Here is a 24,348-nt window from a genome sequence, read left to right on the forward strand (position 1 = left end):
CCTACTCTCAATCGAACCGGTTCGAAGCAACGTTGCTTACCCCTTCCAGGCACTTCCCCGTGCCTCTTTTCCAGTGAAAGGTGAATTGATGTCCCGGACAACGATGTCCAGAACGAAGAAGAGGGCGCTCAGCACCCTCGCGACGGCGGCCATACTCGGCTTCACCGTGCTCGGCCTGAGCGCACCCGCGCAGGCCGCTCCAGTAGCGCCGGTCGGCACCGGCACCGCGCAGGAGATCCGTAATGCGCACAGCAGCATGTGTCTCGACGATTACGGCTTCAACACCCAGCCTGGCGCGGAGGTGCGGCAGTGGAGCTGCACCGAAGCGAGCAACCAGCGCTGGTCGGTCCGTGACCTGGGCACCGGCTACGCCGAGATCAAGAACACGCTCAGCAATCTCTGCCTCGACGACTACAACTTCGCGACGAACCCCGGCGCGGAGGTGCGCCAGTGGACCTGCTGGGGCGGCGACGTCCAGCAGTGGCAGATCACCGATGTAGGTGGCGGCCAGAGCGAGATCCGCAACCGTTACAGCAACCTCTGCCTCGAGAACAAGGACTCCGCGCAGGTCGACGGCGGCTTCGTGCAGCAGAACACCTGCGACAGCTCGAAGATCCAGCGCTGGCGCTTGTCCGACCCGACGATCGAGAAGATCACCTATACCCTCGAGCGCTCGGCGAACCCGTCGGCCGACGAGCTGGACGCCTACGCGCGCATCACTGACGCGATGGACCGCGCTGTCGCCCGGTACAACCGCCTCAACAACATCTACCGCCACCTCACGGTGTCGTACGCGCCCTGGGTGGAGACCGCCGACGCGACGATCTCCGGCTACATGCGCTTCGGCGCCAACCGCGGCTTCATGCAGGAGGGTGTCGCGCTCCACGAGATGTCGCACACCGTCGGCGTCGGCACGGCCGCCGTGTTCGACCAGAACTGCGCCAACAACGGCTGGAACTCCGCCCTGTCGCTGCTGCGCACCTGGGACGGCCCCACCGCCGTCATCAACTGCGGCGGCCGTCACATGTGGCCCTACGGCCTGAACTACTCGAACGAGTACAACGAGCTCAACTTCGAACGCCACACCAAGCTCGTGCAGGCGATGCTGAGCGACGGAATGTAGTCCTCCGTCGAGGTGGGTGCCGCCCGAGGGGCGATGCTCCGATCTGAAGACGGATGGGAGCACGTCCCCTCGGGCGGCCTCGCCTTCTCTTGGGGGCACCGCGGCATCGTTCCGCCTGCCGCTGCCGCGACATCAGGGCCTGATCGACGTCCGAGCCGCCTCGCGAAGGCTCTTGGGCCTCAGATCCGTCCAGTGCTCCTCGACGAACGCCAAGCAAGCGGCGCGATCATCGCCGTCCTCGCCGCCGTAGACCTCGTGCCACCCCTCCGGGACAGGCGCAAAAGTCGGCCAGAGCGAATACTGCTCTTCGGCATTCATCAGAACGAAGAACTTTCCGGTCTCATCATCGAATGGATTAGTGGACATCTGTTTCTCCTCGGTGAGATAAAGGGGAGGGATCCGGCATCGAAGACCGACGCCGGCCGATGGGGAGGATGAGCGGGCATCCGGAGACGGGATCGGGGATGACCTGCGCAGTCAGCCCGAAGACAGTCCTGAGCAGGTGTTCAGTGATCACGTCGCCCGGCGGGCCTTGCGCCGCGATGGTGCCCTCATGGACGACGACGAGTTCGTCCGCGTAGCGGGCGGCAAGGTTGAGGTCGTGGATCACCATCACGATGGTTCGACCGAGGTCGACGCAGAGGTGATCGAGGAGATCGAGGACCTCGACGGAATGAGCGATGTCCAGATAGGTCGTGGGCTCATCCAGGAGCAGGACCTCGGTATCCTGCGCGAGGCTGAGCGCGATCCACGCCCGCTGTCGTTGACCGCCCGAGAGCGTCTGGACGTCGCGGTCGGCCAGGTCGCCGAGTCCCGTCAGGTCTAGAGCGGCGTTCACTGTGCTCTCGTCGTCGGCGCTCCACTGCCGAAACAGGGACTGATGCGGGTGCCGACCGCGAGAGACGAGTTCGCGGACGGTCATCCCCTCCGGCGCAGTAGGCGATTGAGGCAGGAAAGACACCCTCGTTGCCAGCTCGCGCATCCTCATCTCGGAGAGAGACTTTCCCCCCAGGCTCACAGCACCCGCGGTCGGGGTCAGCAGGCGGGACAGGGTGCGTAGCAGAGTCGACTTCCCGCTGCCGTTGGGACCGACGATCGCCGTGACCGCGGCCGGACGAAGCGCAAGGTCGATCCCGTTCAGGACCTCACGACCGGCATACCCGACCCGAAGGCCTGCTGCCTCCACCGTCAGTGCCTTCGAGTCCTTCATACCTGACTCCTCACTCGCCTCAGCATGAGAACGATCAACATCGGTCCGCCCACCATCGCGGTGAGGAGCCCGACAGACACGGCACTCGAGAACAGCGTGCGCGCCGCCAGATCGGCAGCCAGCACCAGAACCGCGCCGCACGCCGCCGAGCTGCCGAGAGGCGCGCCGGTCTCGCGGGTGAGGAGACGCGCCACCTGCGGCGACGCGAGGGCGACGAAGCCCAGGGGGCCCGCAGCACTGACGGCGACCGATGCTGCGACGACCGAGACGACGAGCAGTGCGACGAAGGTGCGATCGACAGCAACGCCGATGCCGTGCGCCACCTCCTCCCCGAGCTGCATGGCCCTCACCGAACGAGACATTGCCGCTGCAGCGAGCGCCGTGAGGACGAGGGCCGTGAGCAACGGGAGAAGACGGTCCGTGTGAGACGACAGATCGCCCGTCAGCCACACCTGCGCCTGCATGACGTCGTAGGTCCCGCCGAAAACAAGGAGTCCCTGGAGGACGCCCACGAGAGCGGCGTTGACTCCGATGCCGACGAGAATCAGCCGGATCCCTCCGGTGGAGCCGCGCGAGATCGCGAACACCAGGGCGGCCGCCAGCGATCCACCGAGCACCGCTGCCAGCGGCAACGAGATCGTCAACGGCGCGTCGAAAACACGCCAGCCGAGGATGTAGACGCTCGCGGCTCCGGCGCTCGCGCCGCTCGTGATGCCGAGGATGTCTGGGCTCGCCAGCGGGTTACGGACGGCCGACTGCAGCAGTGCCCCCGAGATCGCTAGGGCCGCACCGGCGCCCGCACCGATGACGGCGCGTGGAAGCCTCAGGGCGAGCACCTGATAGCGCACGGCCTGGCCACCTCCTCCGCCGAGGACCTCCGCCACCCTGATCGGAGACAGCCACGTGCTCCCCACGCTGATCGACACTCCGAACAGGACAACCGCGAGGACCACCAGCGCGGCGAAGACGACCATCGGTCGTGTCCGCCATCGCAGCGAGAAGCCGCCGGCACGCACAAGGAGCATTCCAGGAGTCATGCCCTCGCCGACTTCCCTCGAGCCAACGCGATGAACAGCGGTGCTCCGATCACGAGGAAGACAACACCGGCCGGGATCTCACCGGGGCGGGCGATGAGGCGTCCTCCGACATCGGCACACAAGAGTGCGGCGGCGCCGATCAGCGCCGAAGCGGGAAGCAGAACGCGGTAGTCGGAGCCGACGAGGACTCTCGCGGTATGCGGCGCGATGAGCCCGAGGAAGGCGATCGGACCGCACATCGCCGTCGCCCCGCCGACGAGGATGCCGACCGCGAGAAGCCCCCCGACACGCGCGCGCCGCACGTCACTGCCCAGCGATGTCGCGACATCGTTGCCGAGGCTCAGCGCGTTCAGGGCGGGCGCGACCAGCACGGCCATGACGAGCCCCACCCCGACGGCCGAGAGCGGGATCACGTTCGCCTCGAGGGGACTGTCCGACAGCCCACCGATCATCCACGCGCGAAACGACTGCAGGACCGTCTGGTCGAGGAGCAGAACGATCGCTGTGGCGCTGCCCAGCACCGACGACACCGCGGCCCCCACCAGCGGCAGTCCGATCAGGGTCGGCCCGACGACCTCGGCCAGGACGATCACGAGCGCGGTGACGAGCAGGGCGCCCACGAGCGCGAACACCGTGTATCCCGCCGGTGTCGTCAGCCCCAGCGAGATCGCGAGGACCGCCGCCACCGTCGCGCCGCGCGTGATGCCCATCAGGTCGGGGTCGGCAAGCGGATTGCGAGTCTGCCCCTGGATGACCGCCCCCGCGGTCCCGAGCGCCAGGCCCGCCATGACGGCCATCACAGCGCGAGGGACGCGCTCCCGGATCACCAGATCGTTATAGGTGGCGAGCGAGGGGGAGACGAGCGCGTGCACCACCTCCGACAGCGTCACGTTCCTGACGCCCACCGCGATCGCGATCAGTCCGAGCCCGATGACGATCAGCACGAGGACCGAGACAGTCCGCCAGGGGTGGCGGGGACGGGTGAGGAGCGCTCCGACATCGACCTTCGCGCGCCGCAGCTCCGCGACAGAGCGCACCCCGTATCCGGGCGCCTCGAGGAGCCCGGCCGCTGCCATCCCCAGGCTCTGTCCGCGCCGCCGCCTCGTCGCGTTGAGGAGGATCAGCCCGGCGATCAGGACCACGCCGACGGCGCCGACGGCGAGCCGATCCGTTCGCCAGAACCCGCCCTCGTCGGGCAGGGAGAGCAGCAGCACCACGACCATCCCGGCGAGCGCGACGGGGAGCAGCACGTCGATGGCGGAGGCCGCGAAACGCTGAGCGTTTCGCGGCTCCACCGGAACGTGAGCTGGCCGAGGGGGCGCCGACGAGCCCAGACCGGCCAGGCTCATGGCGTTCCCCGTTCCCGACGTCGCCCGGGAGACGGAATGGGCGTCATCCGTTCGCCGGCAGCTTGTCGAGGGCGGCGGTGACGCGCTCGATCTGCCCGGTGTAGCTCGCGTAATTGAAGGTGGCGTCCGTCGTCCAGTCGGCGACGTGGCCTCCAGCGACGGCCGTCAGGGTGCCGACGGTCGGGTGCTCCGCCTCGACCTGGGCCAGAGGCGTCGTCCATGCACGAGTGTCGTAGAGCAGCAGATCGGACTGGTAGTCGCCGGCGTTCTCCCAGCTCACCGGGCTGAACGAGCCTGATGTCTCGTCCTTCGCAACGGAGGACTTGCGAACGTCGAGGCCCCAGTCGGCGTAATCGAGGAGCTCGGCGAACTCGCCGGGAATCGCCACGTAGAAGAGGGTGGATGGCGCGACGGCGTAGGCGGTGACACCGGGGCGCTTCGACGTCGCCTCCCGGAATGCGGCGACGGCCTTGTCGTAGCCGGCCTTCTCGTCAGCGATGCTGCCCGAATCGACATCGGCGCCGAGCTTCTGCGCGAGGGCGCGCCAATCGTCGAGCGAGGCCGATGCGCTCTTCTGCGCGGAAACGGTGATCATCGGCGCGACGGCGGCGATCTGCGTCGACACTTCCGCGTCCGTCGCGCCCAGCCCTCCGAGATAGTCGCCCGCATACCACCCGGTGATCACGAGCTCGGGCTCGAGCGAGACGAGCTTGTCGACGTTGACGTCCCCGTAGGTGACCCCGAGCGTCTCGATTCCGGTGAGATCGAGCCCGGCCAAGACGCCACTGGCCTCGGGCGCACTCGATCCCCAGACACCGACCGGACGGATCCCGTAGGGGATGAGCGCGGCGGCGGCCTGTTCGCTCATGACGATCTTCGTCGGTGTCGTGTCGAGATCGACGGTCTCACCGCGGGCATCCGTGTAGGTGAACGGCGCGCCGCTGGCGGACGAGCTCGCGGCGTCAGGCGTGGTCTCGGCGGAGCACGCCGTCTGCGCGAGTGCAATCGTCGCCAGACACAGCACCGTGAGAAAATGCTTGCTCGTCTTCATTCCGGACTTCATGTCGTTGCTACCTCTGTTTCGTGAATTCGGGATCATGGGGCGATGTGGTCGTCCGCCGGTCAGGGCAGGTCTTCTCGGCGAGCACCCTGGGTCGTGGCGTTCGGACGTCAAGGGGGGACGTCCTGTGCGGCATCGGACGGCCCTCCACCTCCTCGCCACGCGTTCCACTGGCGTGCATAGATCCCCCCTGAGGCGATCAGTTCCTCATGGGTGCCGATCTCCACGATCCGGCCCGACGCCATGACCGCAACGGCGTCGGCTGCCGCGGCTTGGGACAGTCGATGCGCGACGATGAGCGTCGTCCGGCCCTTGGTCGCCGCGAGCGCGGACCGTTCGAGGGCGGCGGCGCCGGAGCTGCCCGCCTCCGCCGTCGCCTCGTCAAGGATCGCCACATCGGGGTCCATGAGCACCAGCCGGGCCAGCGCGATCTGCTGGTGCTGCACTGTCGTCAGTCGATGATCGTGCCCGCCGACCCGGGTGTGCAGTCCCGCAGGCAAGGCGCGCACCCACTCGTCCGCGTCGACTGTCGCGAGAGCGCTCCAGACCGCGTCGTCGCTAGCGCCGGCGTCGGCGAGACGAAGGTCGTCGATGAGGGGCCCCGACACCACGTGCACGTCCTGGCTGATGACGGCGATCTTCGAGCGCAGAGCGTCGGTTCCGACGTCCGTGAGCCGGACGCCGCCCCATCGGACACAGCCCGAGTCCGGTTCGATGGCGCCTGCGGCGACGAGCGCGGCGGTGGTCTTCCCCGCACCGGATGCGCCGACCAGAGCCAGTCTCGTCCCCGACGGAATCGTGAAGGAGACGTCGTGAAGCACGTCCTCGCCTGGCCGATAGGCGAACCGCACGCGGTCGACGGTCACGCTCCCGTCAGAGGGCGACGCGAGTGGCGGACGGTCGGCTATCGGCATCCCCACGACTCCCACCAATCTATTCAGCGATGCTCCTGCCGATTGCAGCTCGTCGAACAGGAAGAGAACAGTGCCGAGCGGAGTGAAGAGGCGATGGAACACCAAGACCGCCGTCGTGACCGCGCCGATGCTCACGGCATCGTTCGTGTACAGCGCAAACCCGATCACGAAGAGCACGGCCATTCCGCAGAATTCGGCGAGGTTCTCGCGGCCCACGAACCGCATCAGCAACCGGAACACGGATATCGAGAGCGCTTTCACACGCTCCGATTCCTGGCGAATGTCCTCGATCCTCGCCGACTGCATCTGGTAGGCGTGCACGGTCTCTACGCCATAGAGGCTGGAGGCAAGCGCTTCGGTGCGCGCGCCAGCGGCGGCGCGTTCCTCGGCGTACAACGGGGCACTGCGCGGCAGGTACCACCGCAGGGCCCACGCGTACAGCGGAAGAGTCAGCAGACCCGCCAGGCCCAACCGGTAGTCGACTCCGAACAAGGAGACGAGGGAGACGCCGATCAAGAGACTGGCGTTCAGCACGGCGGGGATCACCTCTCCGCTCGCGCGGGTGATCCGGGTGATGTCGTCGCCGATGCGAGAGAGCACGTCGCCTCGGCCTGCGTCCTCGACGATCCGAAAGGGGAGGTCGAGCACGCGACGCAGGGCACTTTCGCGCAGCGTCGCGACGATGGTCTCGCCGAGCCGGCCGATGACGGAGGCACTCACGCCCGTGAGGGATCCGGCGGCCACGGCCGCGGTCGCGAGGAGTGCGACGAGCGGAACCACGCTCGAGACCGGTCGCCCGTCGACCGCGGCATCGATGAGCCACCCCATCGCATAGACGGGGAGAACAGCGGCGACCGCGGCGAGAGATCCCGCGGCGACCGCCGCCGCCACCAGAACGGGATGTCTCGTGATTCTCGTCGCGAGCCACCGGAGGGAGTCGTGGTGGCTCGCGACAGGAAGAGCGTCGGGCACGGAGCCGATCATCTCCTCACCGCCGCGGCGTACTGGGGGTCCTTCTCGAGGAGGTCCCGGTGTCTGCCTGCCGCAGCGACCCGACCGTTCCGGAGAACGACGACTCGATCGGCCATCGCCAGCAGAGCCGGCGACCCGGTGATCACCACGGTCACCCGAGGAGCCGCGTCATCGACGGCTCGAAGTCCGCGGATGCCCTCGGCGATCCGCTGCTCCGTGACGGAGTCGACGGCCGTGGAAGGCTCATGCAAGACGAGCACGGGCGCAGCGGAGTACAGGGCTCGGGCGACCGCCAGGCGTTGACGTTGGCCGCCGGAAAGATTGCGCCCACGGTCCGTCAGCCGATGGTCGAGGCCCGCCGGGAAGAGAACGACGACCTGATCGGCGGCGGAAGCGCGGAGGGCCTCGCTCAAGCGCACCTCGTCGACGGTCTCGGCGTCGGCGGTGACGTTGCTCCGGATGCTGCCGCTGAAGAGGTCCGCGTCATGCGGCTCCGCGACGTGGTGTCGGCGCAAGGCATCGACGGCCGCCGCGTGGGGGGCGACACCGCAGATCTCCACGGTCCCGTGGTAGGCCTCGGGAGCCGTGCGTCCGCTCAGGATCGCCGCCAAGGCAACGCCGTCGGCGGAGTCGTGCGCGAACACCGCCGTGATCTCGGCCGGGCGCGCCTCGAAATCGAGCCCAGCGAGAGAGCCGTGGTGAACGGCTCCGAGCCTAAGACGCGGCCGACCCTCGACGGGCGCTGACCCTCTCGGGAGCAGGGGCACGGCGGTGAGGACCTCCGCCACGCGTTCCGCCGACCCGCGTGCCTTCGCGGCGGCCGCAGGCAATCCGGACAGCGTGGTCAGCGGTTCGATGATGAACTGCGCAAGTCCGACGACGGTGACGAGCTCGCCGGTCGTGATGCGGCCCGTCAACGCATACCACCCCGCCGTCGAGGCGATCGCGGCGGCGGCCAACCCGCTCATGGTCACGGTCACCCCTCGCTGGACCGCCATCGACGTGTTCGTCGACATGGCCGCCGAGAGCGCCAGCTGACTGGCGGAACGATAGCGCCCGAACGCAGCGGTTTCGGCTCCGATGCCTTTGATGGAGCGGAGACCGGAGATCAGATCGCCGGCAAGTGCCGTCGCTTGGGCGAGACGTGACTGCTGCCGCACTGCGCGGGCGGTGATGAGGGGGGCAGCCAGGCGCGCGAGGACGAAGAACAAGGGCGTCGCCACGAGGATGACGCTGCCGAGAGTGATGTCGACGACGACGAGCGCTGTCGCGGTGGCGATGATCGCCACTCCCGCCGCGATCATCCTCGGGAACAAGTCGAGAAACCATGCCGCCTGTTCCGCGTCGGTGCTGGACACGGTGAGCAGTTCGCCGCGAGAGAGGTCGGTACGCATTCCATGCGGCGACAGTGCCTTCTCGGAGACCTCCATGCGCAGGCGGTGGGCCTCATCCTGTAGCGCACTGTTGAGCCTCCGCATGCCTGCCTGGTAGGACGCGGTGATGACGACGAAGACGAGTGCCAGCGATAAGACCGCGCCGATGATGCCCGACACGTGACCCGGAGCGATTCCTCGGTCGATGAGGAAACCGATGACGACGGCGACCGACGTCTCCCCCAGCTGATACAGACAGATCAGAACGGTGCCGAGCACGACATCGGCCCGGTGCCGACTGATCGTGCGCCTGACGATGTCCTTCCCGGAGCGAACAGCGGACGGGGTCACGGCTCTCTACTCAGATATCCGCCACCGCTCGCGAAGTAGTCGGCCGCTCGCTGTTCGATGCCGTCGGGCGTGCGGACCCGGTCGAGGACCAGAGCACGCCGGCCGCCGCGGTAGGCATCGCCTCCCGCCACGATGGCCATGCCGTCGTCTTCCTTGATGAAGATGCGACCCGGCGTTCCTCCGTACCGGTACGAAGAAACATGTGCGGCCGTGATCTCGACACGCACCCCGCGGTAGTAGGTATGGGCACTCGGGTAAGGGTCTGACATCGCTCGGACGAGACGGTCGATGTCCTCGGCGGGCCAGGACCAATCGATGAGGCTGTCGACATCCGTCCGCTTGTGGAAGAACGTTCGTCGGGCAAGGTCCTGCGGCCGCCACACGACCGTGCCGGCCTCGATGCTCGCCAACGCGTCCAGCACGACCTCGGGGATGAGGTCGATCGTCGCGTTCACGAGCCCCGTGCCCGTCGAACCCGGTCCGATCGGCACCGCTCGCTGCACGGCGATATCGCCGGTATCGAGCCCGCCGTCCATCCGATGCGCGGTGAGCCCGACCTGCGACGCACCGCTGATCAGCGCCCAGGGAACAGGCGAGAACCCGGCGAACTCGGGCAGTAGCGAGTCGTGCACGTTGAGCGTCCCGTGAGGGGGGAGGTCGAACACCTCTGGCGGCAACCAGGTACGCCAGTTGTTGGCGACGATGATCTCCGGAGCCCACTCGGAGAGCTGCGCGACGAGCGCTGCGTCAGGACGGCGCGCGATGTGCACGGGGATGTCGTTGGCGCGGGCCAGATCCTCGACGGAATCCGCCCAGATCTTCTCGTATGCGTGCGCGCTCGCGGGGTGGGTCACGACGCCCGCCACGCTGTGCTCCGAATCCAGCAATGCGCTCAGGGTCCGATGGCCCCACGCCTGGTATCCGAACATCACCACACGCATCCGCGCCCCACTCTCCGACATCGACAGCCCCGCCTGCTGGCGGGCCGCCACAAGCATCGGCAGCCTACCCAGGGGATCCTAAGTAAAGCAAGCCTAACCAAAGTAAGGGTAGCCTGACTACGATGGTCTCGCAGTACTGACGAAGAGGAGCGAGAGATGGCTGATGAACGGATTCCGACCGGAGTGCCCCCGAGGAGCAGGGCGCTGGACGAGACCGTCGACATCGTCGGCATTGGGTTCGGTCCGTCGAACCTCGGGTTGTCGATAGCGCTGGAGGAGCACAACTCCGTTTCGGGCAAGACGCCGATCACCTCGACGTTCGTCGAGATGAAGCCGGAGTTCGCCTGGCACCCGGACATGCTGCTTCCGGGGACGACGATGCAGATCTCGTTCCTCAAAGACCTCGTGACTCAGCGCAATGCAGCCAGCGAGTACAGCTTCCTGAAGTTCCTGCAGGACAACGGGCGCCTCCATCACTTCATCAACCATCAGACTTTCTTCCCGACGCGGATCGAGTTCCACAAGTACCTGCAGTGGGCCGCAGAACGTGTCGATGCCGACGTCCGATACGGCACCCGCGCGACGAAGATCGTCGACCACGCCGATCACTTCGAGGTGCTGCTGGAGGGTGCGGAGGCGGGCTGCCTGCGCGCGCGCAACGTCGTCCTGGCCGGCGGACTCTCGGCAAAGCTCCCCCACGGAGTCCGCGCGAGCGCCCGACAGTTCCACAATCACTCGCTCCTGCGCAATCTGGCCGAGCTACCGGAGCCCACCCACAAGGCGTTCATCGTCGTGGGGGCGGGTCAGAGTGCGGCGGAAGTCGTCCACCACCTTCATCAGCGCTACGCCGACGCTCACGTTCACGCGGTGTTCGGCAAATACGGCTACTCCCCCGCAGACGACAGCCCGTACGCCAATCGCATCTTCGACGCCGAGGCGGTCGACGCGTACTACTGCGGGAGCGCAGACATGAAGGAACGCCTGCTGTCCTACCACCGCGGCACGAACTACTCCGCGGTGGACCTGCCGCTCATCGAGCATCTCTACGCGATCGAGTACGCCGAGCGAGTAGGAGAGTCGCGCCGTCTCTTCATGCACGGCGCAAGCAGCATCCGCGCGGCAGAAGAGACCGCCGACGGCGTGTCCGTCCTCATCGAGAACGGCCTGACCGGCGAGACCGAGGACCTCACGGTCGACGCCGTGGTCTATGCGACGGGTTTCACCTCGATGCCGCTCGAAGGTCTCCTCGGCGACCTGTACTCCGCACGCTCGCTCGCAGGGATCCCCCGGGTGTCGAGGGACTATCGGCTCCGCACCACGCGCCCGACCAACGGAGGCGTGTACCTGCAGGGGGGCACGGAAGACACTCACGGCCTCACGTCGTCACTGCTGTCGAACATCGCGGTGAGAGCCGACGAGATCGTCGGGTCCATCTCCGCCGGCTTGCGAGCCCGCGAGCGTGAGCTCGCGACGAACGCGTGACCACCGCCCTCGCGAACCGACGACGTCCGCATCACCCGGACATGGAGGAGTAGATCCGTGCCACTCGCCACCACCCTCACCCCCGCGCAACGCGCTGTGTGGGTCGCCTCGGAGATCGACCCGGACAACGCCTCCGACTTCCACCTCGGATGGACCACGCGCTTCGCCGACGTTCACGATCTCGCTCGACTCGTCGACGCCATCGAGCGCGTGCTGCGTAAGGACCAGCGACTGTCCGAGACGATCCTCCTCGAGGAGGAAGCGCCGCGCTGGGCAGCGTGCGCGGCGCCCGCGAGACCCGCGACGATCGACCTTCGCGCGGCGCAGGACCCGGATCTCGCCGTTGCCGAGCGAGTCGCACGCGTGCGGGAACGTGTCGCGCTCGGCACGGGCGGGCCGCTTCACTCCCACGAGATCCTCCTGGTACCGGGCGGCTACGTCTGGGCGCAGGCGTACCACCACGTGCTGGTGGACGGACGGTCGATTCACGAGCTGACGCGCCGTGTGCTCGCCGATCTCGACGGCACGGCGGAGAGCCCGGACGATTTGCCCTCTGCGCCGCCGTCGAGCATCGACACGGGCTCGTGGGATTCCGTGATCTCGGCTCTGGACACGGTGGACGACGGGCTGGCCGAACGCCCGACGCGCGTGATCGAGAGCGTCTCGATCGACCTCGACCCCGACATGGTGGCCTCCTTCCCGGCACTCGCCGCTCGGTGCGGTCTGAGCGTCGGGCGGGTCGTCGCGGGACTCCTCAGCGCGTACACGATGACCGTGCGTGGCCCAGGGCCCCACGCGGTACGCCTCGCTGTCGCGGGCGCCGGGCCGCGGCACGCGATCACGATGCGGTCCGCTGTCCTTCCCCTCGTCACCACGGTGGACCACGAGACGACCGTCGACACACATCTCCGCGCGTTCGACGATGCTCTGCGTTCAGGCCTCCGCCGTCACAGCGCCGATCCCGACGCCGCCGTCCGCGCGTTGCGCGCCAGGTTCGGGGAGTCGGTTCTCACGGCGCCGGGAATCAACGTGATGCTCGGTCCGGACCGACCGGACGGAGTCCTCCGGTCGGCCTGGGTCGGACCCTCCACCGACCTCGAGCTCGTGGCCGAGGGTGAGGTCGGTCTCGGCCGCCTGCGCATCGTGGTGCGGGGCCGGGCAGACCGGACCGAGCTCGCCTCGCACGCGGCCGCTCTCTCGGCGTTCCTCTCGTCGGCGGTGCGCGCGCCGGAGGGCGTCCTGGACGGTCATCGCCTGGTCCACCCGGCCGAGCGCAGACTTCTCCTGACCGAGCAGAACGACACGGGACGCTGCCTCTCGGACAGGGACGTCGTGGACATGGTCTTCGCCCGAGCGGACCAGGCTCCTGCGTCGGTCGCGGTCATCGATGGCGACCGCGCAGTCGACTACCGGCACCTCCTCGGGGCGGCGACCCATATTGCTCGTCGGCTGCGTGACGAGTTCGGCGCAGTCGCCGAATCCGTGATCGCCGTGGACATGCATCGAAGCGCCGAGATGGTCGCATCCCTCCTCGGAGTTCTGATGGCGGGGGCCGCTTTCGTACCGCTGGACCCGGCATGGCCGCAGAGGCGACGTTCCACGGTCCTCGCCGACTCCGGAGCGCGTGCGGTTCTCGTCGGGCCCGGGGCGGGAGGCTCGACGGGGTTGCCGAGCCACCACGTGAACCTCGACGAGGTCGATCCGCCCGCGGACGTCGTCTCGCGTGACGCAGAGTCGCTCGCCTATGTGATCTTCACATCGGGTTCCACCGGCGCTCCGAAGGGCGCGATGATCCGTCACAGCGCCATCGCGAGCCGCATGCGATGGCAGATCGAGGATGTTCTCGGCTTCGGCGCCGACGATGCCAGCCTGTTCAAAGCGCCGCTGTCGTTCGACATCTCGATCAACGAGGTTCTGCTTCCGCTCTGCGCCGGAGGCACCGTGGTCGTCGCCCGAGACGGGGAGGAGCGCGAACCCGAGCGGCTGCTGCACCTCATAGCGGAGCACGGTGTGACGTTCACCTACCTCGTGGCGTCGATGCTCGACGTCCTTCTCGACACGGACGCCGAGACCGACGCACCGCAGTTGGGCGGACTTCGACACGTGTGGTGCGGGGGCGAGCTGCTGACGCCCGAGCTGTTCGATCGGTTCCGGTTGCAGTTGCCGGCCGCGACGATGTACCACGGCTACGGCCCCGCCGAGGCGACGATCGGCGTTTCCCACATCGTCTACGGACGAGACGGAGTTCGCTCCACGACATCGATCGGGCGCCCCAACCCGGGCTGCCAGCTGTATGTGCTTGACCGCGCCCTTCGGCCGGTCCCGGCCGGGATGGGCGGCGAGCTCTACGCCGCAGGAGACTTGCTCGGACGAGGATACGTGAATGCGCCGGCCCTCACGGCGGCACGTTTCATTGCGAACCCTTTCCACGATCGCCACGATCCGGCGAGCACCGAACGTCTCTACCGCACAGGAGACCGCGCTCGGTGGAACGGCGACGAACTGGAGTTCCTGGGTCGCGCCGACCATCAGGTCAAGATCGGCGGCATGCGAGTCGAGCTCGAAGAGATCGAGCGGACGATCGCTGCCGCACCGGGAGTGCGCGCGTGCGTCGCGATCGTCCGCGCCGCGTGCGTCCACGCCTACGTCGTCCCCGCATCGGGAGCCAGCGCCTCGGAGGTCGAGGCGTCAGCCCTCCGCCAGGCCGCGGAGAACCTCCCCCGACACATGGTCCCCACGTGGATCACGGCGCTCGCGACACTGCCGACGACGGCGAATGGGAAGGTCGACCGGACCGCTCTGCCGGAGCCGAAGCGGACTCCGCCCGGCACGCACGAACTGAGCGCCGTCGAGCAGCGGATCGCCGGCGCGTTCGCGGAGGTTCTGGGAGTGGACATCGCGGAGATCGGGCCGACCAGCGGCTTCTTCGCCAGGGGCGGTGACTCGCTCGCCGCGGTCAGGGTGGCCCACCGGCTGTCCCGCGCGCTCGGCCGAAGAGTGCCGTCGCGCGCCGTGTTCGAGCATCCGACGCTCGCGGGGCTCTCCGAGTTCGTCGCGCGCGCCGAACACTCGACGAGCGCCGTCGAGATCGTCGCTTCGGACGGGCCGGCCACGATGCAGGCGAGTCCAGGTCAGCGGCGGATGTGGCTGTCGTCACAGCTTGCCACCGCGGCGGCGAGCTACACCGTGCCCCTGGCGTTCCTGTTCGAGCGCGAGCCTGATCGCGACGTGCTGCAGGCCGCCCTGGCGGCGACAACGCGTCGGCATCCGGCGCTACGGACGTTGCTCTTCCCCGAAGGGGGCGCCGTGACTGCGCAACGCCTCGCGGCAGACGATCCCCGGTCGGCGCCCCGACTCGAGCTCGCGACGGACCCCGACGAGTTCGTGAGGCGACCCTTCGACCTCGCATCGACTCCGCCGATCAGGGCCGCTCTGACCCGAGTGCCCGACGGGTGGCTCTTCCTCCTCGCGATACACCACAGCGCGACCGATGAGGCGTCGGAGCCGGTCCTGCTGCACACCCTCTCCGAAGCGGTGCGCGCACGCCAGGACGGAGCCGCCCCGAGAGGGGAGACCGCCGCCGTCCTTCACGCACCGTCCGGGGAGAGCGCGGCCGACGCCTTGGCGCGTCTGGGCCCGTTGCCCGACGCGGCCGACATACCCGGTTGGCGCTCTCTCCCTGCGGGGTTCGGCCGCGCCGGCCGGACACGAGCACGGACGCTGACGGGACCGTCGGTCGACGCCCTCCGTCATCGACGCACCGACGCCAGCGTCTTCGAGCTCGCATTGCGGGCCGTGGCGAGCGCCGTCGAAAGGCTCGGCGGGCCGTCGTCGATGCTGATCGCCGCACCGGTAGCGCGTACGACCCCGGACGATGGCGTCGTCGGATGCAACGTCACGACGACGCTGTTCGCTGTCGGGCGAGACTCCGAGCTTCGTGGACAGATCGTGTCGGCCCTCGACGCCTGCGCGGACATCGCGGACCTCGTGTCGGCCGCGCCGGAGCTGCGCGACCGCGCTGCCCCGCGCCTCATGGTCGTCCACCAGTCGCGTCGCCTCGACCGGCTCGTGCTGGGTGAGCACGTGGGAACACGAGTCCCGATCACGACCGGTACCGCCAAGTTCGACGCGACGGTCACCGTCGCGGAAGTCGGCGACGACGTCACCGTGGAACTCGAGTACGCGGTCGAGGCCATCGACGCCGACGAAGCCGACCGTTTCCTCCGGCACGTGTGTGCAGCACTGTGCTCCCCCGACACGCTGAGCGACCTCGCCCTGGATGAGGTCGACACCGCTACCGCCGTCCTCCTCGAGGGCCCCGACGAGATCGAGGCGGGACACTCGCGGACGCTGACCGATCTCGTCGCCTCCGGCGCCTCGGAGGAGGCCCACCGCATCGCGGGAGCATTGGCGGCCGAGGGAATCGGGCCGGGGTCGGTCGTCGGCGTCTGCGCTGCCCGCAGCGCCCGACAGGTCGATCTCGTCCATGCGGTCGTGCTCGCGGGGGCGGCCTACGTGCCCATTGACCCCGCGTGGCCGGCCGCCCGGCGCGGGGCAGTCGTCACCGACTCGGGCGCCGACCTCGTGCTGGAGGACGCCCCCCGGGCATCGACTGCGCCAACGACGTCGCCACACCCCGACGATGCCGCCTACGTGCTGTTCACCTCGGGCTCTACCGGACGGCCGAAAGGCGTGGTCGTCAGTCATCGCGCCATCGTGAACCGTCTTCTGGCAGCACCCGACCTACACGGGATCACGGCAGACGATGTGATCCTCTACAAGACGCCGTTCACGTTCGACGTCTCGCTCTGGGAGCTGTTCCTGCCGGCCATCGTCGGGGCTCGGCAGGCGATCGCGCCTCCGGATGCGCATCGTGATCCATCTGCGACGGCGGCGGCCATCGTGGACGCACGAGCCACGGTTGTGCACTTCGTACCGTCCGTGCTGGCTTCTTTCCTGGACTATCTGTCCGGAGCGCCGGAGGTCGCCCGTGCGGTCGCCCGCAGTGTGCGCCTGGTGGTCTGCAGCGGAGAAGCCCTCACCGCTCACCATCTGCGGCAGTTCTCCCGCGTGCTGCCCCAGGTTCGCGTGGACAACCTGTACGGCCCGACGGAGGCGGCGGTCGATGTCACTGCCGCGATCGACGTGTCGGACACGACGCCCATCGGCATCGGCCTGCCGTTTCCCGGAGTGAGCTGCCGGATCCTGAACCGGCGACTTCGCCCTGTGGTGCCCGGAGCGGCCGGTGACCTGTATCTCTCCGGCGTGCAGCTGGCGCGTGGATACTCTCACCGCCCGGCGCTGACGGCAGAGCGGTTCGTCGCAGACCCCTTTGTCGTCGGTGCGCGCATGTACGACACGGGTGATCGCGCGAGACAACGTCCGGACGGGACGATCGAGTACCTCGGACGTCGTGACAACCAGGTCAAGGTCGGAGGCCAGCGGATCGAGCTCGGCGAGGTCGAGTCGGCGCTCACCTCGGCACCCGGAGTCGAGTCGGCCGCAGCCTTCGTGGTCGACGGCACCGTGGTGGCGGTGTACACGGGCCGGGCCGAGTCTGACGCGGTGCGCAGTCACGCGGCCGGAGTCGTCCCGTCGGCTCTCGTGCCGGCCCGGCTGACCGCCGTCCCGTCTCTGCCGGTCACTCCGCACGGAAAGCTCGACCGGGCGAGCCTCCCGATGCTCGACCAGGGTCCGACGGTCGTCGGCGGACGAGCTCCGGAGAGCCCGACCGAGACGGCTCTGTGCGAGGTGTTCGCCGACGCTCTCGGTGCCGCCTCCGCTCCCGCGAATGTCGACTTTTTCGCTCTCGGCGGAGACAGCATCTCGGCCATCGCCGTGGTCACCGCGGCCCACCGGAGGGGGCTCGCGATCTCGGTCATCGATCTTTTCGAGGCGCGGACCGTGGAAGCGTTGGCGGCTCGCTGCGCACCGCTCCGAGCACACGCCTCGAAGCCTGCCGCAGCAGACGCCAGCGCCACCGCCGAGCCCGTGCCAGTACCGGCAGCCATCGCCTCCGCCAAGCGTGACGGCACCGACATCGATGCGATGACGGTCTCCGCACCTCTCGCCATCGCCGACGCCGAGTCAGCGCAGCGGGCGCTCTCGACGGTCGCCGCGGCCCGACCCGAGTTACGTGTGCGTCTCGACCGCAGTCGCGCTCGGCTCTGGCGGGCGTTCCAGTTGAAGGAGCTTCCTGCGGGGAACACCGTCGACGTCGCCGCGGGTCGACTCGCCGTCATCGACACGTCACCGAGCGGGCAGCGGCTCGTAGTCCATCGGATGGCATTGCTCGCCGACGAGAAGCGAAGCCTGCAACGCCTCATCGAGGACATCCACGACGCAGCACGCCTCAGAAAGGGAGAGTGACATGAGCGCCAATCGAGACGCCGTCCTCGCACGTGGAGCGCGCGAGCGCATGCTTTTCCTCGCCGAGTTCGAGGAGTCGCCGAACACCTACGCGATGCCCGTCGTGTTGAGGCTGGTCGCAGGCCACCTCGACGTGGACGTGTTCACGGCAGCCTTTCGAGATGTCGCCACGCATCACGTGAGCCTGCGGACAGCGTTTTCCCAGACGGCCGAGGGTTGGACCGAGCAGGTGCGAGAGGCCACCGACGTGCCGGTTCTCGACCTCTCCGAGCAGGCCTGGGACGGCACGCTTCCGGTCGCGCCCGATCCCACGCGGGACGTGCCGTCCGCCGCCGCCGTCTACTCCGGCCACGTCGTCATCGTGATCCACCACGTCGCGGCCGACGGACGATCGGTGCACACGGTCCTCGACGACCTCGAGCACGCCTACTCGCGTCGACTCGTCGGGGACGCTCCCTCCTGGACTCGCCCCGCGAGCGACGTCGACCCGCCGCACGAGCCGGCCGGTCGCCTTGCGGAGGCGTTCGCCGAGCTGCCGGCCGTCACGGCGCTCCCCACGGACCGTCCACGTCAGGCTTCGCCGAGCTCGCACGCCGCCGTGGCAGAACAGCGTCTTCCCGAGTGGACGGCCCGCGCCGTGGCAGAAACGTCCGGGCGCCTGGGAGCGTCCCGTCTCATGCTGCTGCAGGCCGCCGTCGCCCTGGCTCTGCGCGCTCACGGCGCAGGCGACCGCGTCCCGGTCGGCATGGCGGCCGACCTCCGCGGTGACGAGGAGGCGGGAGTGGGCCTGTTCCTGAACACCATCGTCGCTTTCACCGAACTGAACGGTGCCCTGACGGTGGGCGACGTGATCTCACGGGTCAGGACGTGCGCGCTCGACGCGTGGGAGCGACGCGCCGTGCCGTTCGATGAACTGGTCGCGGAGGTCGCTCCTCCCCGACAGCCCGGTGTGCACCCGCTCTTCCAGGTGATGATCGCCGACGTCGACCGTCGAACGAGACGCGTCCACCTCGGTGACGTCACGGCCGAGCTGCGCCACGACGCGGAGCCGACCGCCAAGTTCGACCTCACCTTCGCCATCGGAGAGGACGACCGAGGCCTCGTGCTCGACGTGCTGTACCGCACCGAGATCTTCGACCCGGAGACCGCCGCCGGGCTGCTCGAGTCGGTGGTTCTCGCGCTGGTGGCCCTGACCGGAAACCCCTCCCTCGTCGTCGACGAACTCGCCCTGACCCGGTCGTCGGGAGGCCGGCCTGCCCTGTCCCCGCGGAGCGACGAGTTCAGCTCTCGACGTGTCAGCCTTCCCCGCCATCACCTCGCCGCCGCGCTGGTGAGTCTGTACGTCTCGAGCGACAGCGTCGGTACCCGCCGGGACGATGATCGGTATGTGCCGCTGGAACTCGGCGAGATCCTCGATGCGGCGGACGTGACCGACGGCATGCGGCTGCCGGACACCACGAGAGGACGGCCCGTCATCGCCGCGATCTCGGGCGAAGACGTGCTGCTGAGGGCGGCCTCCGACGTGATCGACGACGAGTCGTGGCCCGCGCTGCTCGCCGCCCTGTCCGAAGGCGTTCCGCTCGGGACGAGCGACGCCGCCGACTACACGGAGGCTCTCCTCCGCCGCGCCGCTGATCTGGAGATCATCGACTCCGCCGAGTCGTGGCTCGACGTTCTGGAGACGACGACCGCGTTCGTCGAGACGGGCCGCGCCTCCACCCCGACGTCTGATGCGACCGCCTCCGCCGACATGGGCGGGGCGCCTGCGTCCGTGACGTGGCTTCGCGGCGCGGTGGTGGCGGCAGTGGTCGATGTCGTCGACGCGCCGAGACGACTGATGGTCAGCGAGCCCGACCGGGACGAGGTCGCTCACGCCTCTGCCGTCGGCCACCGACGTCGCGTCTTCCCTGTCTTCGTTCACGACGACGGAACGATCGTCCAACCGAACGCCCTCGCCGCGCGCGACTACCTCCTTGCCGGGACCCTCAGCACACATACCCCCGGGGTGTTCGACGAGGTGGCCGAACCGGACCTCTTCGTCGACATCCACATGTCCGACCGGCCCGTCGCCCACCGCCCGGGGCACATCGCCGTCACCGCGTGCATCGTCGAAGATCGCTGGCAAATCACCGTGTCGGGCCTCCCGGACGCGCAGGCCGTCGCCGACTCGATAGCGCAGCAACGGATCCCGGACGGGCCGCCGAGCACGATCACCGCGATCACCCGCCCCGCCCGCGCACAGACGGACGATGCGGCGAGAATCGGTGCCGCCGCGATTCGCCGGATCGAGCGGACGGCCGGCCGGCTGCGTGCCGTGTACCCGGCGACCGCGCTGCAAGAAGGACTGCTGTTCCACCGCGACCTGTCCGGCGACACGGACGTGTACATCTCGCAGACGATCACGGAACTGACCGGAACCCTCGACGTGGCAGCCCTTCGCGCTGCCGCGGCACGGATGATCGAACGCCATCCGCACGTGGCGGGGCACTTCCGTCGAGTCGGCGAGCGCACGGTGCTCGTCGTCCCACGCTCCCTGAACATCGAGTGGGAGGTGCGCCGCGGTGACGATCCCGAGACGTTCATTTCAGAGCAACGCCAGAGGGGCTTCGACGGAGACGGGCCGCTCCTCCGATTCGGTCTCCTCACCGGCTCCGACGGCGGACAGCACACCTGGGTTCTCACGGTCGAGCACTCGGTGCTCGACGGGTGGTCCCTCTGGCGTCTGCTGCGCGGCATCCTGGACGAGTACACGCGCCCGGGAGCGGTCGACGAGAGCGAGGCCCCTCCCTATTCGGCATACACCTCGTGGCTCGCAGGTCAGGACCTCGCGGCGGCACGTGCATCGTGGGGCGGCGCGCTGGAGGGGATCGAGGGGCCGACCCTCGTCGCCGAGCCCGAACGCACGGGGACCAGCCCCGACGATCGACGCTCCGTCGACCACACCATCCTCCTCGAGCCGGCCCTCACGGAGCGGCTGAGGCGGCGGGGAGTCGCCTCCCGGACACCGTTGAGTGCCGTCTACGAACTCGCGTGGGCGCTCGCTGTGCGGTACGAGACGGGAGCGGACGATGTCGTCTTCGGCACCGTCACCTCCGGCAGGCCGCCGGAGATCCCAGGAATCGACGATCTCCTGGGTCTGCTCTTCAACACCGTGCCCGTTCGTGTGCGGTTCCGGCCGGGCGGGGACGTGCAGACTCACCTCGACGAGCTGACGCTGTTCCGACGGGTCATGCTCGCCCACCCCTACGTCCCCCTCTCGGAGATCCTCGCCACGTCGGGACATCGCGAGCTGTTCGACACCTTGTTCGTGTTCCAGAACATCCCGGTCTCCCCCGCCGGCGAGCGGCTGGGCCGCGACGGTGGGCTGAGCCAGCGCGGGCAGACCGTCCGCGACGCTACCCACTATCCGTTGACGGTGGTCGTCAACCCGGGTGACGGACGTGCCGGCGCGAAGATCCGCGTCATGTTCCGGCCGGGGGCCTGGGCTGACGAAAACGTCGCGCGGCGGACGGCCGAGCGGATCGTCGCCGCGTTCCGCCGGGCGCTCGACAGGATCGCCGACCACGTCGGCCCGATGGCCACTCTGGATGTCCGCGCGGGAGGCGAGGACGCTTCCGGCCCCCTGCGTGGGGCCGCCATCCTGTCCGAGGACGAGGGCCTGCTCGGCTCGACCGTGTGGGAACTCCTCGTTCGGCGCGCTCGTCTCGACCCGCACGGGCTCGCGGTCGTCGCGGGTCCGACCCGCTGGAGCTTCGAGGATCTCGTGCGTCGCTCGACGAGCCTGGCGGCGGCCCTGCAGGCCGACGGCATCGGGCCCGAATCACGGGTTGCGCTGTATCTGCCGCGTGACGAACGGATGATCGTCGCGCTGTTCGCCGTGTTCGCTGCGCACGCCGCCTACGTGCCCATCGATCCGACCGTGCCCGGCATCCGGGTCGCGGAGATCCTTGCGGAGGCATCGCCACACGTGGTCGTCGTCGACCAGTCCCTCGCTGGCGCGGTCCCGACGGCCTACCGGACCCTGGCCCCGGACGCGGTGGTCGATCGTCCGCTCGTCGAGCCCGCGCGACACCTCGACTCGCTCGCGTACGTCATTTTCACCTCGGGTTCCACCGGCACGCCGAAGGGGGTCGCCGTCCCCTATCGCGGGCTGACGAACATGTTCGTCAATCATCGGGCCGAGATCTTCACGCCCGTCGTTGCCGCCGCCGGCGGCCGCCGCCTCGCCATCGCGCATACGACCTCGTTCGCCTTCGACGCATCCTGGGAGCAGCTGCTGTGGCTTCTCGAGGGGCACAGCGTCCATGTCATCGACGACGACATGCGAAGGGATCCCCGCGCGCTCCTCGAGTACTACGACGAGAACCGCATCGACGGCTTCGACGTGACCCCCAGCTACGGCCAGGTCCTCGTGGAGGAGGGGCTGCTCACGCGAGAACGCTGCGTCGACCCCACCGCGGACGGCACGGGTGTGGTCTTCGTCTCGCTCGGGGGCGAAGCGGTGCCCGACGACCTGTGGTCGGCGCTCCGGAACGCGCCGGGAGTCGGCGGCTACAACCTGTATGGGCCGACCGAGTACACGATCAACGCGCTCGGCGCCGACGTCGCCGAGCGCGCAACGTCGACGGTCGGACGACCCATTGCGGGCACCGCGGCGTATGTGCTCGACCGGAGTCTGCAGCCAGTCCGCGCGGGCGTCGCCGGCGAGCTGTATCTCTCCGGCGTCGGTCTCGCGCGAGGCTATTTGGGGCGAAGCGATGCGACGTCGGAGCGTTTCATCGCCGACCCATTCGGGGCACCGGGCGGCCGGATGTACCGTACCGGCGACATCGTCGTGGTAGGTGCCGATGGTCTGCTCAGCTACCTCGGGCGCGGCGACGATCAGGTCAAGATCCGAGGCCACCGTGTGGAGCCTGCCGAAGTCGCTTCTGCGATCACTGCTCTCGACGGAGTACGGCGATCGGCACTCGTGCCGGTCCGCGGAGATCGAGGCACCGAGCTAGCCGCCTACGTGGTGGCGGAGCCGGCGAACCGTTCCGTGTCGGCGCCGGAGATCCTCGGCGCTCTTCGCTCGACCCTCCCCGACTACCTTGTTCCGCGTTCCGTCACTCTCGTCGACGAGCTTCCGCTGACGGTGAACGGCAAGCTCGACCTGCGCGCGCTCCCCACGCCCGAGCGCGAGGCGACGGAGAAGCAGCAGCCGATCGGCGATGTGGAGTACTTGATCGCGGAGGCGATCTCGGACGTTCTCGGAGTGGGCGAGATCGGACGCGACGAGGATTTCTTCCTGCTCGGCGGACACTCCCTCCTTGCCGTGCGCGTCGTCTCCCGGCTGCGGTCGTCATCGGGGCTGGATCTGAGCGTTCGCGACCTGTACGGCGCGCCGACGGTGGCGGGGCTGGCGCGTGCGGCGGCTGGCGATCACAGCGAGGGCATGTTCGCTCCCGTGCTGGAGCTGCGAGAAGGCGACGGTCCTGCCGTGTTCTGTCTGCAGCCGGCGGGCGGGCTCGGGTGGGCGTACGCCGGACTCTGCCGCCACCTCGACCCGGGCTACGCGGTGTACGCGCTCCAGGATCCCGCCCTGTCTGGCGGGCCGGAACGAGATTCGGTCGAGTCCCTCGTGTCAGACCAGGTGGAACGGATCCGAGCGATCCGTCCTACTGGTCCCTACCACCTGCTCGGCTGGTCGTTCGGCGGGCAACTCGCTCACGCCATTGCTGCCCAGCTCGGAGAAGACGTCGCATCGGTGGTGCTCCTCGATAGCTACGCGGACGGGGCGAGTGACGAGGTCGATGCACCACTCGACGCGATGGTCGCGGGGTTCGTGGCCTCTCTCGCGACCGACCCCGTGCTCGCCGACCTCGATGACACCACTCGAGCGCGCCTGACCTCCACCTTCGAACGACACCTGCGACTGTCGATACCCCCGTCTGTGGGCTCGATTCCCGGTGATGCGCTGCTGGTCGCGGCGACTCGTGGGATCGACTCCGATACAGCCGCTCGCCGCGACGCCGACTGGCGAGCACGCATCGCCGGCACATTGCGAGTGGAACAGGTCGATCTCGACCACGCGGGGCTCGGTCGCGCCGCGAACTGGGAGGTGTTCGGGCCTGTGGTTGCGCGGTGGATCGAAGACAGCCAGCAGGTTCCGAGGTGACCCCCGCAGC

At 68.7% G+C, this 24,348-nt stretch carries 12 protein-coding genes; 4 read left to right on the forward strand and 8 right to left on the reverse strand.

From position 1 onward, the window contains the following. Window positions 1-103: 103 nt before the first annotated feature. Entirely contained in the window at window positions 104-1,123 is a 1,020-nt protein-coding gene (locus ITJ45_RS08620; RefSeq protein ID WP_194607818.1) for an RICIN domain-containing protein, read from the forward strand. Between the two features lie 132 nt (window positions 1,124-1,255). Here the strand turns inward: ITJ45_RS08620 and ITJ45_RS08625 are convergent, their stop codons facing one another. From ITJ45_RS08625 to ITJ45_RS08660, 8 genes are all read right to left on the reverse strand, one after another. After that, window positions 1,256-1,489, reverse strand: coding sequence for an MbtH family protein (locus tag ITJ45_RS08625; RefSeq protein WP_194607817.1), 234 nt, complete (start codon window positions 1,487-1,489; stop codon window positions 1,256-1,258). Then, window positions 1,479-2,333: an ABC transporter ATP-binding protein gene (locus tag ITJ45_RS08630; protein ID WP_194607816.1), complete on the reverse strand. Its 855-nt coding sequence runs from the start codon at window positions 2,331-2,333 to the stop codon at window positions 1,479-1,481. The genes ITJ45_RS08625 and ITJ45_RS08630 overlap by 11 nt, the downstream gene beginning before the upstream one ends. Further along, window positions 2,330-3,358, reverse strand: a complete 1,029-nt coding sequence (locus ITJ45_RS08635) for a FecCD family ABC transporter permease (protein ID WP_194607815.1) — start codon at window positions 3,356-3,358, stop codon at window positions 2,330-2,332. Before ITJ45_RS08635 ends, ITJ45_RS08630 begins: the two co-directional genes overlap by 4 nt. An 8-nt stretch (window positions 3,359-3,366) precedes the next feature. Beyond that, complete coding sequence (locus tag ITJ45_RS08640) at window positions 3,367-4,665, reverse strand: FecCD family ABC transporter permease (RefSeq protein ID WP_194607814.1); 1,299 nt, start codon at window positions 4,663-4,665, stop codon at window positions 3,367-3,369. A 97-nt stretch (window positions 4,666-4,762) separates the two neighbouring features. Beyond that, window positions 4,763-5,782, reverse strand: coding sequence for an ABC transporter substrate-binding protein (locus tag ITJ45_RS08645; RefSeq protein ID WP_194607813.1), 1,020 nt, complete (start codon window positions 5,780-5,782; stop codon window positions 4,763-4,765). A gap of 107 nt (window positions 5,783-5,889) precedes the next feature. Further along, the gene (locus ITJ45_RS08650) at window positions 5,890-7,677 is read right to left on the reverse strand and encodes an ABC transporter ATP-binding protein (protein ID WP_194607812.1); all 1,788 of its coding nucleotides are present in this window, start codon (window positions 7,675-7,677) and stop codon (window positions 5,890-5,892) included. Continuing rightward, window positions 7,674-9,389: an ABC transporter ATP-binding protein gene (locus ITJ45_RS08655; protein WP_323742872.1), complete on the reverse strand. Its 1,716-nt coding sequence runs from the start codon at window positions 9,387-9,389 to the stop codon at window positions 7,674-7,676. The genes ITJ45_RS08650 and ITJ45_RS08655 overlap by 4 nt, the downstream gene beginning before the upstream one ends. Further along, window positions 9,386-10,387, reverse strand: coding sequence for a methionyl-tRNA formyltransferase (locus tag ITJ45_RS08660; RefSeq protein ID WP_228493600.1), 1,002 nt, complete (start codon window positions 10,385-10,387; stop codon window positions 9,386-9,388). The genes ITJ45_RS08655 and ITJ45_RS08660 overlap by 4 nt, the downstream gene beginning before the upstream one ends. 99 nt (window positions 10,388-10,486) lie before the next feature. Between ITJ45_RS08660 and ITJ45_RS08665 the strand changes: the two genes are divergently transcribed. Genes ITJ45_RS08665 through ITJ45_RS08675 form a run of 3 tightly spaced genes read left to right on the forward strand, consistent with a single transcriptional unit; the run spans window position 10,487 to window position 24,338 of the window. Next, on the forward strand, window positions 10,487-11,812 hold the full coding sequence (locus tag ITJ45_RS08665) for a lysine N(6)-hydroxylase/L-ornithine N(5)-oxygenase family protein (RefSeq protein WP_194607811.1): 1,326 nt from the start codon (window positions 10,487-10,489) through the stop codon (window positions 11,810-11,812). A 57-nt stretch (window positions 11,813-11,869) separates the two neighbouring features. Beyond that, on the forward strand, window positions 11,870-18,181 hold the full coding sequence (locus tag ITJ45_RS08670; protein ID WP_194607810.1) for a non-ribosomal peptide synthetase: 6,312 nt from the start codon (window positions 11,870-11,872) through the stop codon (window positions 18,179-18,181). 1 nt (window position 18,182) lies between these two features. Then, the gene (locus ITJ45_RS08675) at window positions 18,183-24,338 is read left to right on the forward strand and encodes a non-ribosomal peptide synthetase (protein WP_194607809.1); all 6,156 of its coding nucleotides are present in this window, start codon (window positions 18,183-18,185) and stop codon (window positions 24,336-24,338) included. Window positions 24,339-24,348 lie beyond the last annotated feature (10 nt).

It is taken from the genome of Rathayibacter sp. VKM Ac-2879, assembly GCF_015351245.1.
In the GTDB taxonomy this organism is placed as follows: Bacteria; Actinomycetota; Actinomycetes; order Actinomycetales; family Microbacteriaceae; genus Rathayibacter.

Bases quoted from the DNA above. Each gene is read 5' to 3' on its own strand.
- ITJ45_RS08650 (WP_194607812.1), bottom strand. From the start codon at position 7,677: ATGATCGGCTCCGTGCCCGACGCTCTTCCTGTCGCGAGCCACCACGAC.
- ITJ45_RS08675 (WP_194607809.1), top strand. From the start codon at position 18,183: ATGAGCGCCAATCGAGACGCCGTCCTCGCACGTGGAGCGCGCGAGCGC.
- ITJ45_RS08620 (WP_194607818.1), top strand. From the start codon at position 104: ATGTCCAGAACGAAGAAGAGGGCGCTCAGCACCCTCGCGACGGCGGCC.
- ITJ45_RS08625 (WP_194607817.1), bottom strand. From the start codon at position 1,489: ATGTCCACTAATCCATTCGATGATGAGACCGGAAAGTTCTTCGTTCTG.
- ITJ45_RS08665 (WP_194607811.1), top strand. From the start codon at position 10,487: ATGGCTGATGAACGGATTCCGACCGGAGTGCCCCCGAGGAGCAGGGCG.
- ITJ45_RS08645 (WP_194607813.1), bottom strand. From the start codon at position 5,782: ATGAAGTCCGGAATGAAGACGAGCAAGCATTTTCTCACGGTGCTGTGT.
- ITJ45_RS08635 (WP_194607815.1), bottom strand. From the start codon at position 3,358: ATGCTCCTTGTGCGTGCCGGCGGCTTCTCGCTGCGATGGCGGACACGA.
- ITJ45_RS08660 (WP_228493600.1), bottom strand. From the start codon at position 10,387: ATGCTTGTGGCGGCCCGCCAGCAGGCGGGGCTGTCGATGTCGGAGAGT.
- ITJ45_RS08630 (WP_194607816.1), bottom strand. From the start codon at position 2,333: ATGAAGGACTCGAAGGCACTGACGGTGGAGGCAGCAGGCCTTCGGGTC.